Genomic DNA, 14,372 nt, shown 5'->3' with positions numbered 1-14,372 from the left:
ACGCGGGGAATCACAGGTTGTCGGTAGCGTCCGGCTGTTCGCCCTCGGTGGCCGGTTTGCGGATCAGGCGGGAAGCCAGTACGCCCCCTTCAAACAGCGCGTACATGGGCAGCGCCAGAATGGTTTGGGAAATGATATCCGGTGGCGTGACCAGCATCCCAACGACAAAACAGCCGAGAAAAATATACGGGCGTTTTTCGCCCAGCGCAGCAACCGTGGTAAGACCACTCAGTACCATCAAAAACGTCGCCACCGGGATTTCAAAGGCAAAGCCAAAGGCAAAAAAGATTTTCAGGATAAAATCGAGAATATTGGCAATGTCCGGCATAAACGAAATGCCATCCGGCCCGGCCATGGTAAAGAATCCAAATGCCAGTGGCAGCACCACGTAGTAGGCAAACAGAATGCCGGAGTAAAACAGCACGGTGCTTGAGATCAGCAAGGGTACGGCAAAGCGTTTTTCATTCTGATACAGGCCCGGCGAGATAAACCCCCAGACCTGATGCAGCATAAAAGGCATGGCGATCAGCACTGCCAGCACCAGCGTCAGTTTGAACGGCACCAGAAACGGCGATGCCACACCGGTGGCGATCATTTGTCCTTGAGTGTCGGGGAGCAATACCGACAACGGTTGCACCAGAATCAGATAGAGGTCGTTGGCGAAATAGAACATGCCAAGGAACAGCGCCAGTACCACCAGTACCGATTTCAGCAATCGGTTACGCAGTTCGACCAGATGGGCAATAAGGGGTTGTTCCTGATCCTGGCTCATGGTTCGGGTTTGGTGTCCTTGGCGGGCGTGATTGGCCCGGTGGGTGTGGTGGGCAAAATGCGTGGTTGGCTATCGGCACTGGCTGGCGGGTTTTCGATGGCCGTGTTTTCAATTGCCGGATTGTCGACGGTCTGGCCGTCAGCTGCTGCGGTATTTTGCTGCTGGTTGTAGTCACGCACGGCAGCAGGCCGACGAACATCGTCATCCAGAAAGGTAGCGTAGGGATCCTTGAGTTTTTCGCGCAATTCATCGGCACGCACCTGACGTTCCAGTTCATCCTGGAAGTTATTCATGGTGCGGCGCACACGGCCAATCATCAGGCCAACGGTGCGTGCCGCCTTGGGCAAACGCTCCGGGCCGAGTACCAGCAAGCCTAAAACACCCACCACGACGAGCTCAAGAAAGCCGATATCAAACATCAGGGACGACTCTGATCCTTGTCTTTCTGTTCACTGAAATCGGCATCCTTGTTGATGCTGTCGGATTGGTCTGAAGTCAGGGGTTTGGGTTTGGCCGTCGTGGCAGCACCGTCGTCGTCCTTGTCAGCACCCTCGTTCATGGCGCTTTTGAAGTTCTTGATTGCGCCGCCCAGATCGCCGCCCATATTACGCAGTTTCTTGGTGCCAAAAACCACGATCACAATGACCAGAATAATGGCCAGTTGCCAGATGCTGATACCGCCAAGCATAAGAGTGTCCTCGTTGAGTACTCAGAATCCGGGCAGCGCACGGCCGCCCAGAATATGAAAATGCAGATGAAATACTTCCTGACCACCTTCAGCACCGGTATTGGTGATGGTGCGATAGCCGGTCAGGTTCTGTGTGGCGGCAATATGCGGAATGGTCAGCATCAGCTTGCCCATCAGGGCACCGTCGTCTTCACCCAGGTCGTTGAGGTTGACGATGTGCCGCCGTGGAATCACCAGCACATGGGTATCTGCCTTGGGGGCGATATCATGGAATGCCAGAAACTCTTCGTCTTCATATACCTTGTTGGCGGGGATGTCACCTGCCACTATCTTGCAAAAAATACAGTCAGTCATGTGGATGTCCTTGCTGATGCACGACCTGCGGCACGGTTATTTGTCGCTGCGCGAGGCTTTTTCTTCCAGCCCGGACATATTGAAGCGACGGGCCAGCTCGTTAATCACGGCTTCCGGGCGTTCGCCCAGATGGGCCAGTGCTACCAGGCTGTGAAACCAGAGATCGGCGGTTTCGTATATAACGTCCTGGTTGTCGCCACTGTGCTCGGCATCTTTGGCCGCGAGAATGGTTTCGGTGGCTTCTTCGCCCACTTTTTCCAGAATCTTGTTCAGACCCTTGGCGTACAAACTGGCGACATAGGAGGAATCTGCCGATGCGCCTTTGCGTTCGTCAAGGATGTCACCCAGGGCGGAGAGAATATCACTCATTTTGATAACAACTCTGTGAATTATGTAATACCGAAAATGACTTAGTAGATTTCTTTCGGGTCTTTTAATACCGGGTCGACGGCAACCCACTCGCCGTTTTGCCAGACCTGATAAAAGCAGCTTTCGCGGCCGGTATGGCAGGCGATACCGCCGATTTGTTTGACCTGCAAGACAATCACATCGGCATCGCAGTCGAGACGCACTTCGTGTAATTGCTGGACGTGGCCGGATTCTTCACCCTTGCGCCACAGTTTTTGGCGGGAGCGTGAATAATAAATGGCGCGGTTTTCCTCAACCGTGAGGGCGAGGGCTTCGCGGTTCATCCAGGCCATCATCAGGATGCGACCGGTTTGGTAGTCCTGGGCGATGGCTGGTACCAGCCCGCTGTCGTCCCATTTTACGGCATCTAGCCAGTTGCTGTTCATTCTGCGTATTACCTGCTGCTCGACACGCCGGGCGATCAGCTGCCGATGATTCAAACATGTGTCGCACACCTTGCCGCTGTGTGCGACACATGCGTTTCAAGTGTTATTGACCGTCGCGAGCATACCGCAAGCCAGGGGGCGTGCTCAATTATTGGATCAGGCCTGCTGAGTGCCGGTGGCTCTCAGAACAAGGCATGAGAAACGCTATTGGCGTGCTAAATAAGCGACGTCAGGCCTTGAGCAGTATCCAGAGCAGCCCCAGCGCGCTGATGCTGATGCCGATAATATCCGGGATTCCCAAAGCAACCGCTTGCCACCAGACAAACAGACCACCGACGCCCATCAGACTGGCGAGAATATGATGGCGTTTTTGCTGGTTCTGATACTCCAACGCTTGCCGCAGCGCGACGATTTCTCGTTGCAGTTGTTGCTGGTTTTCGTCCATATGGTTGATTCGGGTCAGGGCGCCATGAATCAATCCCGGCATTTTTGGGGCTTTTTCGATCCAGGTTGGCAGCTGGCGCTTGAGTTCCTGTAGCGCTGCTTTTGGGCCAAAGCGGTCACGCACCCAACGCTCCAGATAAGGTTTGGCAGTACTCCACAAGTCCAGTTGTGGATAAAGCTGACGGCCCAGACCTTCGATATTGAGCAGGGTTTTTTGCAATAAAACCAGTTGTGGCTGCACTTCCATGTTAAAGCGCCGGGCGGTACTGAATAGCTGGATCAGTACCTGACCAAAGGAAATCTCTGCCAGCGGCTTTTCGAAAATGGGTTCGCAGACACTGCGAATCGCTGCGGCCAGATCGTGTACCTTGGTGGTGGCAGGCACCCAGCCGGAATCAACGTGTAGCTGGGCGACCTGATAATAATCCTGATTAAAAAAGGCCAGCAGGTTCATGGCGAGGTAATGCTGGTCTTCATCCGTCAGGCTGCCGACGATGCCGCAGTCGATGCCGATATATTGGGGTGATTCCGGGTGCTCGCGAGAGACAAAGATATTGCCAGGGTGCATATCGGCGTGGAAAAAGCTGTCGCGGAAGACCTGGGTAAAAAAGATCTCGACACCACGCTCGGCGAGCAATTTCATATTGGTGCCCTGGGCGCGCAGTTCTTCGATATTGGCGACGGGAATACCGTAGATGCGTTCGCTGACCATGACCTTGGGGCGGGTGTAATCCCAGTAAACCTCGGGAATATAGAGGTAATCGGAACCGGCAAAATTACGTCGCAGCTGGGTGGCGTTGGAGGCTTCGATTTTCAGGTTCAGTTCGCCATAAATGGTGTGGCGATAATCATCCACTATTTCCATCGGTTTCAGGCGGCGGGCGTCAGCGGAGTAGGCTACCGCCAGGCGGGCCATGGTTTCCAGCAACTGCAAGTCCCGCTCTATCGTGTGTTCGATTTTGGGTCGCACGACCTTGACCACCACGTCCTTGCCATTGTGTAACTTGGCGGTATGTACCTGGGCGATGGACGCCGATGCCAGTGGCGTGGATGAAAATTCGGCAAACAGCTGCTCCACCGATTGGCCCAGTTGAGCCTCGATCAGGGCAATCGCCTGATCTTCCGGAAACGGCGGCACCTTGTCTTGCAGGCGTTTGAGTTCCTGCACGATATCTTCTGGCACCAGATCCGGTCGGGTTGAGAGGATCTGACCAAACTTGATAAAAATGGGGCCGAGGGCTTCAAGCGCCAGGCGCAGACGAGCCCCGCGACTGAGATTGGATGGCACCGGGCTCAGTCGCCATGGCGCAATCCATAACAAGACGCGTAAACCTGGCGGCAGGTGCTGCAGCGGGATCAGGCTGTCGAGGCGGTATTTGGTGAAGACAAACAGGATTTTCCATAAACGCCAGAGTCGCGACACGGTTTATACCTCTCCCGCGTGTGGCTGAGCGCTGCCGTTAGTGCCATTCGCTGCCGCCGCCGCTTCCAACTGCTGGATCCGTGCCGCCACCCGGTCGGCGGCCAGTGTTAACTGGTCGATCTGGTCGGCGCTGTGATCCATTTCGGCCTGGGATACGACCAGCCCGGCTTCATCGACGGCGTAATCGTGGGCGGCAGTGGCAAAGGTCTTACCGGTTGTTTTACCCCAGTTCATCAGGCCACGAATGCCTTCGCCGAGCTGGTGGGCGATCAGGCCGCCGGTGACCGGGCTGAGCATGGCTTCCCAGTCGATATCGAGTTGATCAAGCAGGCCACTGACTGCCATGGCCAGTTCGGTGTCGCCCTCAAGCGCCAGCGAACCCGACATCAGCGCGCTGGCCTTGTTGCTGGCGCGGGCCAAAGCGACAAAGTCAGGCAAGGTGCCAGTCAGGGTGACATCGGCCAGCGTCACATCGGCTGTTGCCATGTCGTCTTTAGTGGGGTCGAGGCGGGTCATGCCCAGCTGCACACCACGGTCGAGTATGCGGACAGAGAGCGTTCCGGTTCCGGTGCAGCGGATCTGTATCAAACGGCCGTTATGGCGCTCCAGCTGCTGCAGGGTCGCGGGATCATATTTGAGAGCATGATTGAGCGCCGCTTCCCATGGCAGGCACAGGGCGTGAGTGAGTTCTGCTGGCAGAAAAAACATCAGGGCTTGATTCCCCGGTGCAGCGCGACCACGCCACTGGTCAGATTATGGTAGGAACAGCGTACCAGACCGGCGGTCTCCATCATGCCTTTCAGGGTTTCCTGATCCGGGTGCATACGAATGGATTCCGCCAGATACCGATAGCTTTCTGCATCATTGGTAACCAGCTTGCCCATAAACGGCAAGGCCGAGAAAGAGTAAAGGTCGTACGCTTTGCTCATCAGCGGGTTGGTCGGTTTGGAGAATTCCAGTACCAGCAGGCGTCCGCCGGGTTTTAATACCCGTGCCATCGAAGCCAGTGCGGCATCCTTGTCGGTGACGTTACGTAAACCAAAGGCGATGGTGACGACATCGAAGCTGTTGTCTTCAAACGGCAGGCATTCGGCATTGGCCTGTACGTATTCAATATTGCCAACATAACCCTGATCGGTCAGACGGTCGCGGCCGACATTGAGCATGGACGAATTGATGTCTGCCAGTACTACCTTGCCCTGGGGGCCGACAATCCGGGCGAATTTTTTGGTCAGGTCACCGGTGCCTCCGGCCAGGTCAAGCACCTGGTTGCCAGGACGAACACCGCTCATCTCAATGGTGATGCGTTTCCACAGGCGATGCACCCCGAACGACATCAGGTCGTTCATCAGGTCGTACTTGGCGGCCACCGAGTGAAAGACATCGGCCACCATCGCCTGTTTTTCGTCGGTAGCGACGGTTTTATAGCCAAAATGGGTGGTTTTTTGATCCGGCCGTTGTTGCGACATTGGGCACCTCCAAACGTGGTCGGCCATTTTAGCCATGCGCGCGGCGAAAGTCTTGCGCTGTGCCCGTTTGTGGCACGGCGCTATTAAATCGGTAAGTGGTTCAGTTAAACCCGTGAGTGGTTATCGGAGTGACTGAGCCAGTCGAGGGCATCGGTCAGGGTTGGTGCAAAGTGCAATTGCTCCGAGTTGCGGATCGTTCCGGCCCGCGCCAGGGTTTTTAACGGTTGAAACTGCAGGTCGGCCAGTACCAGCTGCACCGCATGCTGCTGACATTGCTCAATAAAGCGGTCGAGTGCGGCCAGGCCCCCGGCATCCAGCAGGGTGACGGCATCCATATACAGTACCAGGCCGCAGATTTTATCCGTCTTGGTCGGCAGCGGGTTGCTGCTGTGTTCCAGCGCGGTCAGTAGTTCACCAAACAAACGGTCGGCAGCGGCAAAAAACAGTGGCCCGTTGATTTTATAAACGCGCCAGCCCGGCGGCAGTGGCGCAGGAATCAGCCGGCTATGGTCGCTGATATCGACACAGCGTGTCATGGCGGCCACATTCTGTACAAACAGCAGCGCTGCCAACACAATACCGACAGCAATGGCGATGACCATATCGAACAGCACCGTGAGAGAAAAACAGGTAATCAATACCAGAATGTCGGAGCGTGGCGCGGTGCGAATAAAGTGAACCAGCTTCGGTGCTTCGGAAATATTCCAGGCCACCATCAAGAGTAACGCCGCCATGGCCGCCATCGGCAAGTGAGCCAGAACGGGTGCCAGCAGGAGCAGGCCGATCATCACCACAATGGCGTGGGTCACTGCGGCCAGTGGTGAACTGGCTCCCGCGCGGAAATTGGCCGCCGAACGGGCAATCGCTGCGGTGGCGGTAATGCCTCCAAAAAAAGGCACCAGCATGTTACCTAATCCCTGACCCAGCAGTTCACTGTTGGCGCTGTGGCGGGTCTGGGTCATACCATCCAGCACCACGGCACAGAGCAAGGATTCGATAGCACCCAGCATGGCGATGGAAAACGCCGCTGGCAGTAAGGCTTGCACCATGGCCCAGTTCCATTGTGGCACTTGGCCGTTGGCATCCGCGACCTGCCATGGCCAGGCAAACTCGGGCCAGAAGGGAGGAATTCCCTGACCGGCGGAGCCATCTGGCCAGGTAAAACTGAAGCGGGAGCCGATGCTGGCAATGTCATACCCGGCCGCTTGCAGTAACAGGGCAACGCCAGTACCGGCCAGCAGTGCCGGAAGATGTGCGGGAAATCGGCTGCCGAGGCGATGCCAGCCGAGCAATACCGTCAGCGTTACCGCGCCGGTCACCAGGCTGGGCCAGTGCGTTTGACCAAGGCTGGTCACCAACATGGTGGCCTTTTGCCAATAGTGGCCAGACAACGGCCCGAGGCCAAGGCCGAGCAGATCGTCTACTTGCAGGGTGGCAATTACCACGGCGATACCGGCAGTAAAGCCGAGGGTGACGGCTTCGGGAATGTATTCAATCAGGCGGCCAAGACGCGCCAGCGCCATGGCGATAAGAATCACCCCGGACATCAGTGTTGCCATCAGCAAGCCACCAAGGCCAAATTGCTGGGCAATCGGCAGCAGAATTACCACGAAAGCCGCCGTCGGGCCGGACACACTGAAACGGGAACCGCCAGCCAGGGCAATCACCAGACCGGCGATCATGGCGGTGTACAAGCCGTGTTGCGGCGCGACACCGCTGGCAATAGCAAGGGCCATGGACAGCGGGATGGCGATAATACCTACGGTCAAGCCCGCAGTCAGATCCCCTGTCAGTTGCGGCAGACGATAAGGGCGTTCAAGGCAGGTCTGACGCAGGGCATCGCCCAATCGCAGCGAAAACAGAAATGCACGATGTGGCACGGCGACTCTCCGGCAGCAATGGGGTACGCAGTATAACGCCGGTGCTGCCGGTTTGGGTGAACGAAAGTCAAGTATTCAGGGAAGCGTTGATCTGCTGCCCGTGAGGTTCCGGCCCGGTATGCCCAACGAATGCATACCGGGCCGTCGGCTCACATGCCCATTGCCAAGCCGTGCGGCATGCCGGTGAGGGCCGCGAGCTGGCCAATGACCATGATTTGCAGTACCTGGATCAGCAGGAAAGCAATAATCGGTGACAGATCCAGACCACCAAGATTGGGCATGGCATTACGTATCGGCCGGATAGCAGGCTCGATAATCTGGTTAATCAGAATCAATGCCGGGTTGTAGCTGTTGGGGGCAATCCAGGAGGCGATGACGATGATCACCAAGCCCCAGAAATAAATATTAAGCCATAGCGACATCAAACCAATCACTGCCCATACCAGCAGGTAACCCCAAGGCAACGAAAATTGGCCCGCGACCAGCAAGATAGCGATCATCAACAGCAGCTGGGCGAGATAGGCCAGTACCAGTGATGCGATATCCAGCCCACCAAAACCGGGAATAACCCGCCGCAGCGGAATCAGTAACGGATTGGAAAAGCGCAGAATAAATTGTGAAATCGGATTATAAAAATCCGCTCGTACCAGCTGCAGTAAAAAACGCAGCAAAAAAACCAGCAATACCATACTGCCGATGGTGTTCACCAGCAGCATACCAACTTGTGACAGGGGAGACATGCTTACTCCATTTGTTGCTTGAAAACTGCAATTATAGTCTTGTCAGGAAATGCGCTGTTATTCGCTCAGTTCCCGGTTCATTTCTGCCGCCCGTTCTTGGGCTGCCGACATGGCCGCCTGCACGATGTCACGAATATGAGCGCCTTCAAAGGTGAATATTGCCCGCTCCGTGGTGCCTCCAGGCGAGGTGACCCGGCGGCGTAATTCGGCGGGGCCAACATCTGACTGCGATGCCATCATACCGGCACCCAAGGCCGTTTGTACGGTCAGGGCACGGGCGGTGTCTTCACTCAGACCCAAGCGGGTTGCGGCGGCGATCATCGCTTCCATCATCAGGAAGTAATAGGCCGGGCCGCTGCCTGAGAGTGCGGTGACGATGTCGAGTTCCTGCTCGTCTTTTAACCACACGGTGGATCCCGTTGCCTGCAGCAGGCGATCGGCACCGTTACGCTGGTTGATGCTGACCCCGTCACTGGCGATCAGTCCGGTGGCACCGGCTCCGAGCAACGCTGGAGTGTTGGGCATACAACGGACGATGGCGTTGCAACCACTCCACTGTGACAGGTTACTGAGGGTAATACCGGCGGCGATCGACACCAGCAACGGCTGTCGCGTCTTGAGGGTTTCCCGCAGTGGTTGCAGAACGCCTTTCATCATTTGTGGCTTGACTGCCAGAATCACGGTATCGGCGTTACGAATGGCTTCCAGGTTGTCGGCAAAGGTCTGGATGCCAAAAGTGTTGGCCAGTGTCTGACGCTTGTCTTCGCCAGGATCACTGACCTGGATCAGCTGGGCAGACAGGTCTCCCTGACGCAGCAGGCCACCAATAATGGCGGTTGCCATGTTGCCGCCACCAATAAATGCAATTTGAGTCATAGGGAATCCTTGTTGTTAGCGTGAGCGTCAACGTCAGGCCACACCCGGCTGTCCGTTACGTGCACCAAAAATATCAGTGCCGATCCGTACCTGGGTTGCGCCATGGTGGATGGCCAGTTCCAGGTCGTTCGACATGCCCATCGACAGTGTATCGATCGTCGGGTACTGCTGTTGCAAGTCTTCAAATAATAGCCGCATCTGTTGAAACTGGCCGACCAATATCGACTCGTGTTCGCTGGCTTCCGGGATGCACATCAGCCCGCGCAGCTGCAAGCGGGGCAGCGAGTCTACCATAGCGGCCAGCTGAGCGACCGCTGCCGGTGCCAGGCCAGCCTTTTGTGGCTCGGCACTGATGTTCACCTGAATCAGGACATTCAATGGCGCTAAATGATCTGGCCGTTGTTCGTTCAGGCGCTGGGCGATCTTGTCGCGATCCAGTGTCTCCATCCACTGGAAATGTTCGGCGACGGCGCGAGTTTTATTGGACTGCAGTGGCCCGATAAAATGCCATTCGATATCGGCCAGCCCGGCCAGGGCGGTGATTTTTTCGACGGCATCCTGTAAGTAGTTTTCTCCGAAGCGGCGCTGCCCCTGCTGGTAACATTCCTGCACCATACTGGCGGGCTTGGTCTTACTAACCGCCAGCAGGGTAACTTCTTCGCTTGCCCGGCCACTGTTCTGGCAGGCTTGCCGGATACGTTGGCAGACGTTCTGGTAGTGTTCAGCAAGTGTAGACATTAGTGACACTTTGGTTAGGATGAGTGGTCTTTCAGAGTGTTGAATACTCTGGCATATGACAATCATATAAAAGGTTGATCCATGCCGTCACCTGGCTCATATATCAGCTGTACGAATATTGTGTTGCGCCGACAGAGGAGAACAGGCGATGGATATTACCGAATTGCTGGCATTCAGTGCCAAACAAGGCGCTTCGGATTTGCATTTGTCGGCGGGCTTGCCCCCAATGATTCGTGTTGATGGCGATGTCCGCCGGATAAACGTTCCGGCGCTGGCTCATAAAGAGGTGCACTCGCTGGTGTACGACATTATGAACGATAAACAGCGCAAGGATTTCGAAGAATATCTCGAAACCGATTTTTCCTTCGAAGTGCCCGGCGTCGCCCGTTTTCGTGTCAACGCCTTTAACCAGAATCGCGGTGCCGGTGCGGTATTCCGGACGATTCCATCCAAGGTGCTGAACATGGATCAGTTGGGTATGGGCGAGGTGTTCAAGGATCTGGCTAATATACCGCGTGGTATTGTGCTGGTGACCGGGCCAACCGGTTCTGGCAAATCGACGACGCTGGCGGCCATCATCGACTATATCAACGACACCAAACACGACCACATCCTGACCATTGAAGATCCGATCGAATTTGTGCACGAGTCAAAAAAGAGCCTGATTAACCAGCGCGAAGTACACCGTGACACCCTGGGTTTTAACGAGTCCCTGCGCTCTGCCTTGCGGGAAGACCCGGATGTGATTCTGGTGGGCGAGATGCGAGACCTGGAAACTATTCGGCTGGCGCTGACCGCGGCAGAAACCGGTCACGTGGTGTTTGGCACATTGCACACCACTTCGGCGGCCAAGACCATCGACCGGATCGTTGACGTTTTTCCGGCCGAAGAAAAATCCATGGTGCGTTCGATGCTGTCGGAATCCCTGCAGGGGGTCATTTCCCAGGCCCTGCTGAAGCGGGTTGGTGGTGGCCGGGTAGCGGCCCATGAAATTATGATTGGTACTCCGGCGATTCGTAACCTGATTCGTGAAGACAAGGTGGCGCAAATGTATTCGTCGATCCAGACCGGTGCGGCCTACGGCATGATCACCATGGATCAGTCGCTCAAGACGTTGCTGGCCCGTGGTCTGATTTCCCGCGAAGCGGCGCGGGAAAAAGCCAAAAATCCGGATGCCTTCTAACATCGCAGGCCAGCCAGGCCGGTATATTTCGACGCAATGGAGTAAGCAGTCATGTCGATGGACAAGTTTCTACGATTGATGGTCGATAAAGGCGCATCGGATCTGTTTATTACAGCCGGTGTAGCGCCATCAATGAAGGTGAATGGCCAGATTTTACCGCTGGGTAAATCACCGCTGGCGGCGGAGCAAACGCGGGATATCGTGCTCGGGTTGATGAACAGCAAGCAGCAGGATGAGTTTGAAAGCACCAAGGAACTGAATTTTGCCATTAATGCCCGAGGCATCGGGCGTTTTCGCGCCAGTGCGTTTTATCAGCGTAACGTCGCGGGCATGGTGCTGCGGCGAATCGAGACCCGGATTCCGGGCGTTGACCAGCTTGGCTTGCCCGATATCATCAAGGAACTGGCGATGACCAAGCGTGGCCTGATCCTGTTTGTCGGCGCGACAGGGACGGGCAAATCGACGTCGCTGGCGGCGATGATTGGTCACCGTAATCGTAACAGCAAGGGCCATATTCTCAGCATCGAAGACCCGATTGAATATATCCATCAGCATGACGGCTGCATCATCACCCAGCGTGAAGTCGGCCTTGATACCGCCAGTTTTGAGGTAGCGCTGAAGAACTGTCTGCGTCAGGCACCGGATGTCATCATGATCGGCGAGGTACGTTCGCCGGATATTATGGAGAGCGCCGTGACCTTTGCCGAGACGGGTCACTTGTGCCTGGCGACGTTACACGCCAACAACGCCAACCAGGCGCTGGAACGGGTGATTCACTTTTTTCCGCCAGAGCGGCATGGTCAGGTCTGGATGGATTTGTCGCTTAATCTGAAGGCGATTGTTGCCCAGCAACTGATACCGACGCCGGATGGCCGTTCGCGCCGGGCGGTGATTGAAGTACTGATCAACTCACCACTGGCGTCGGATCTGATTCGTAAAGGTGATGTACACGCGCTCAAGCCATTGATGAAAAAATCCAACGAAATGGGGATGCAGACCTTCGATCAGGCCTTGTATCAATTGTATGAGCAAGGCGAAATCACCTATGAAGATGCGCTGGCACATGCGGATTCACCCAACGATCTGCGGCTGATGATCAAGCTGGCATCGGAAACCGATGCGGAGCATCTGGTTGGCATGAGCAAGAGTTTCAAACTCGAAAACTAAGGGGCGTTCTCAACTGGCCTCAGCCCAAAGGGTTATGGTTAAACATCCATCATGCGGTGTTGTTGAACTTGAAAAGGGCCCACCATTCTCTGCGTTCAACGCCTTGCCTGCTGGATTTTTTCTCCATAACAGGGCGCGTTAACTAATTGAGAGCGCCCCCTAGTGTCCTTTAACAAAAGATAATCGAATTAATTGGAGTTTCCATATCTATATGTTAGTACGCTCAATACGCAAGGAGCCTGTCATGGGACGCCCTCTCAAAGTATTAACAATCACTGATCAGGAAAAATAGCGTTGCAGAAGTGGCTACGCCGTCGACAAATGCCTGCGGCAGAACAGACGCGAGCCAGAATTATTCTATAGAGTACGGAAGATCTTTCAGGACAGGAAGTCGGCGAGCGCGTTGGTGTGACGGCAGAGACCGTCAGCAAAACCACGTTTATTTTACCTCCACGTCGGCATCATGGCTCAATCTGGTAGACAAGTTCTTTGTATTGATTTCCCAGAGATGGATTGAACGAAACTCCCACCGGAGTACCCTTGAGCTGGAAGCGTCTATCCGAGATTTATAACGATGATCCAAAGCCCTTAGTGTGGAAGAAGACTGCGGATCAATTCATTGAGTCTATTGCTCGGTTATCAGACAAGTTAAAGACCTGACGAACTTTTGTTGGTTTCTCTGAATGATGTCTGTGATAAGCGTTATTTTACCGGAAGCGGTATGGGAGCCGAGCTTCTTTCTTTTGCGGATCAGTTAACCGGACAGTAGTGATATTCTTGCTGTGGTGTAAAGGAACCGGGGATTGGTGTTGAAAGTGGCAGGAACAGAAAAAACACGACTGGATATTCTGATTATTGATGATCATCGCATGTTTGCGGATGCAATGATGACGCTGTTTGAAGCGGCGCTGGCGCCATGTCGGGTGTGTTGTGTCGCCTCGGCACAGGCGGGGTTGCAGCAACTGGTCGGGCAACATTGGCAGCTGGTGTTGCTGGATTTGGGCTTGCCCGATATGGATGGTCTGGTGCTGTTGCAACGATTACGTCAGCAAAACGCCGAATTGTCGGTACTGGTGTGTACCGCCGAGACCCGGCCAGCGCTGTTGAAACGGGTAATACAGGCGGGTGCATCCGGCCTGATTGGCAAGAGCCAGTCGGCCGAAGATGTGTTGCAAGCGGTGCAGCTGGTTGCAGCTGGCGGGCGTTATCTGACGCCAGAGACCATTGAGGCACTGGCCGGGCCAGAGCCGATAGACGCTGATGTGTTGACCGAGCGGCAGCTGGTCATTCTGCGTTTGATGCAGGCAGGCCATAGCAATCGCGAAATTGCCGAGTTGCTGTTTGTCAGTGCGAATACCGTCAAAACCCATGTGCGCCTGATGTTCGACAAGCTGAGTGTGAACAATCGCATTGAATGCCTACGTATTGCTCATGAGCGCGGTTATATTCATTGATCCCAAGCCTAAGGGGGGTCTCAACTGGCCTCAGCCCGAAGGGTTATGGTTAAAAATCCATCATGCGGTGTTGTTGAACTTGAAAAGGGCCACCATTCTCTGCGTTCAACGCCTTGCCTGATGGATTTTTGCTCCATAACAGGACGCGTTAACTAATTGAGGACGCCCCCTAGTGTCCCTTAACAAAAGTTCACTTGGTATTTATCTTATCTGATAATCGAGCAATGGACTCGATGATCTGGTCAGCAGTTTTTTGCCACACAAAGGGTTTCGGATCATTGTTATAAACGGCCAAATATTCCCTGATGGAGGCTTCCAATTCACGAGTGCTTCGATGGGAATTTCGCTTAATCCATCGCTGGGAAATCAAGGCAAAGAATCTTTCGACCA

The 14,372-nt window shown here is 54.9% G+C and carries 16 protein-coding genes and 1 pseudogene; 3 read left to right on the top strand and 14 right to left on the bottom strand.

Features of this window, described 5'->3' with window-relative positions:
- Positions 1 to 10 precede the first annotated feature (10 nt).
- The 13 genes from tatC to WG929_RS07800 all read right to left on the bottom strand — a co-directional run bounded on the left by tatC (position 11) and on the right by WG929_RS07800 (position 10,178).
- Complete coding sequence (gene tatC / locus WG929_RS07860) at positions 11 to 772, bottom strand: twin-arginine translocase subunit TatC (RefSeq protein ID WP_369855993.1); 762 nt, start codon at positions 770 to 772, stop codon at positions 11 to 13.
- Positions 769 to 1,191, bottom strand: coding sequence for a Sec-independent protein translocase protein TatB (gene tatB, locus WG929_RS07855; protein ID WP_416205602.1), 423 nt, complete (start codon positions 1,189 to 1,191; stop codon positions 769 to 771). Before tatB ends, tatC begins: the two co-directional genes overlap by 4 nt.
- A complete protein-coding gene (gene tatA / locus WG929_RS07850) occupies positions 1,191 to 1,460 on the bottom strand; it encodes a Sec-independent protein translocase subunit TatA (RefSeq protein ID WP_369855991.1) in 270 nt (89 codons plus the stop codon). Before tatA ends, tatB begins: the two co-directional genes overlap by 1 nt.
- Positions 1,461 to 1,481: 21 nt before the next feature.
- Positions 1,482 to 1,814, bottom strand: a complete 333-nt coding sequence (locus WG929_RS07845; RefSeq protein WP_416205601.1) for a histidine triad nucleotide-binding protein — start codon at positions 1,812 to 1,814, stop codon at positions 1,482 to 1,484.
- 36 nt (positions 1,815 to 1,850) lie between these two features.
- Positions 1,851 to 2,183 carry a phosphoribosyl-ATP diphosphatase gene (locus WG929_RS07840; RefSeq protein ID WP_369855989.1) on the bottom strand — a complete coding sequence of 111 codons (333 nt, stop codon included), beginning with the start codon at positions 2,181 to 2,183 and terminating at the stop codon, positions 1,851 to 1,853.
- 41 nt (positions 2,184 to 2,224) lie between these two features.
- On the bottom strand, positions 2,225 to 2,608 hold the full coding sequence (gene hisI, locus WG929_RS07835; protein WP_369855988.1) for a phosphoribosyl-AMP cyclohydrolase: 384 nt from the start codon (positions 2,606 to 2,608) through the stop codon (positions 2,225 to 2,227).
- Between the two features lie 229 nt (positions 2,609 to 2,837).
- Positions 2,838 to 4,475: a ubiquinone biosynthesis regulatory protein kinase UbiB gene (ubiB, locus tag WG929_RS07830; RefSeq protein WP_369855987.1), complete on the bottom strand. Its 1,638-nt coding sequence runs from the start codon at positions 4,473 to 4,475 to the stop codon at positions 2,838 to 2,840.
- Positions 4,476 to 4,478: 3 nt separating this feature from the next.
- Positions 4,479 to 5,183, bottom strand: a complete 705-nt coding sequence (locus WG929_RS07825) for a ubiquinone biosynthesis accessory factor UbiJ (RefSeq protein ID WP_416205600.1) — start codon at positions 5,181 to 5,183, stop codon at positions 4,479 to 4,481.
- Positions 5,183 to 5,944: a bifunctional demethylmenaquinone methyltransferase/2-methoxy-6-polyprenyl-1,4-benzoquinol methylase UbiE gene (gene ubiE / locus WG929_RS07820; RefSeq protein WP_369855985.1), complete on the bottom strand. Its 762-nt coding sequence runs from the start codon at positions 5,942 to 5,944 to the stop codon at positions 5,183 to 5,185. Before ubiE ends, WG929_RS07825 begins: the two co-directional genes overlap by 1 nt.
- A 104-nt stretch (positions 5,945 to 6,048) precedes the next feature.
- Positions 6,049 to 7,824, bottom strand: a complete 1,776-nt coding sequence (gene dauA, locus WG929_RS07815; RefSeq protein ID WP_416205599.1) for a C4-dicarboxylic acid transporter DauA — start codon at positions 7,822 to 7,824, stop codon at positions 6,049 to 6,051.
- A gap of 149 nt (positions 7,825 to 7,973) precedes the next feature.
- Positions 7,974 to 8,564, bottom strand: coding sequence for a YggT family protein (locus tag WG929_RS07810; RefSeq protein ID WP_369855983.1), 591 nt, complete (start codon positions 8,562 to 8,564; stop codon positions 7,974 to 7,976).
- 57 nt (positions 8,565 to 8,621) lie between these two features.
- Positions 8,622 to 9,440 (bottom strand): pyrroline-5-carboxylate reductase, encoded by an 819-nt coding sequence (proC, locus tag WG929_RS07805; RefSeq protein WP_369855982.1) that lies wholly within the window; start codon positions 9,438 to 9,440, stop codon positions 8,622 to 8,624.
- 33 nt (positions 9,441 to 9,473) lie between these two features.
- Positions 9,474 to 10,178 (bottom strand): YggS family pyridoxal phosphate-dependent enzyme, encoded by a 705-nt coding sequence (locus tag WG929_RS07800; protein ID WP_416205598.1) that lies wholly within the window; start codon positions 10,176 to 10,178, stop codon positions 9,474 to 9,476.
- Positions 10,179 to 10,326: 148 nt separating this feature from the next.
- Between WG929_RS07800 and WG929_RS07795 the strand changes: the two genes are divergently transcribed.
- From WG929_RS07795 to WG929_RS07785, 3 genes are all read left to right on the top strand, one after another.
- Entirely contained in the window at positions 10,327 to 11,361 is a 1,035-nt protein-coding gene (locus WG929_RS07795; protein ID WP_416205597.1) for a type IV pilus twitching motility protein PilT, read from the top strand.
- 51 nt (positions 11,362 to 11,412) lie between these two features.
- Entirely contained in the window at positions 11,413 to 12,528 is a 1,116-nt protein-coding gene (locus WG929_RS07790; protein WP_369855979.1) for a PilT/PilU family type 4a pilus ATPase, read from the top strand.
- Positions 12,529 to 13,334: 806 nt separating this feature from the next.
- Complete coding sequence (locus WG929_RS07785) at positions 13,335 to 13,982, top strand: response regulator (protein WP_369858020.1); 648 nt, start codon at positions 13,335 to 13,337, stop codon at positions 13,980 to 13,982.
- 190 nt (positions 13,983 to 14,172) lie between these two features.
- Here the strand turns inward: WG929_RS07785 and WG929_RS07780 are convergent.
- Positions 14,173 to 14,372: pseudogene (locus WG929_RS07780) on the bottom strand (IS630 family transposase); the annotation flags it as partial.

The sequence above is a fragment of the Oceanobacter antarcticus genome, assembly GCF_044962685.1.
Classification (GTDB): Bacteria; Pseudomonadota; Gammaproteobacteria; order Pseudomonadales; family Oceanobacteraceae; genus Oceanobacter; species Oceanobacter antarcticus.
The sequence above is the reverse complement of the archived record's forward strand: the minus strand, read 5'-3'. Positions and strand labels throughout refer to the sequence as shown.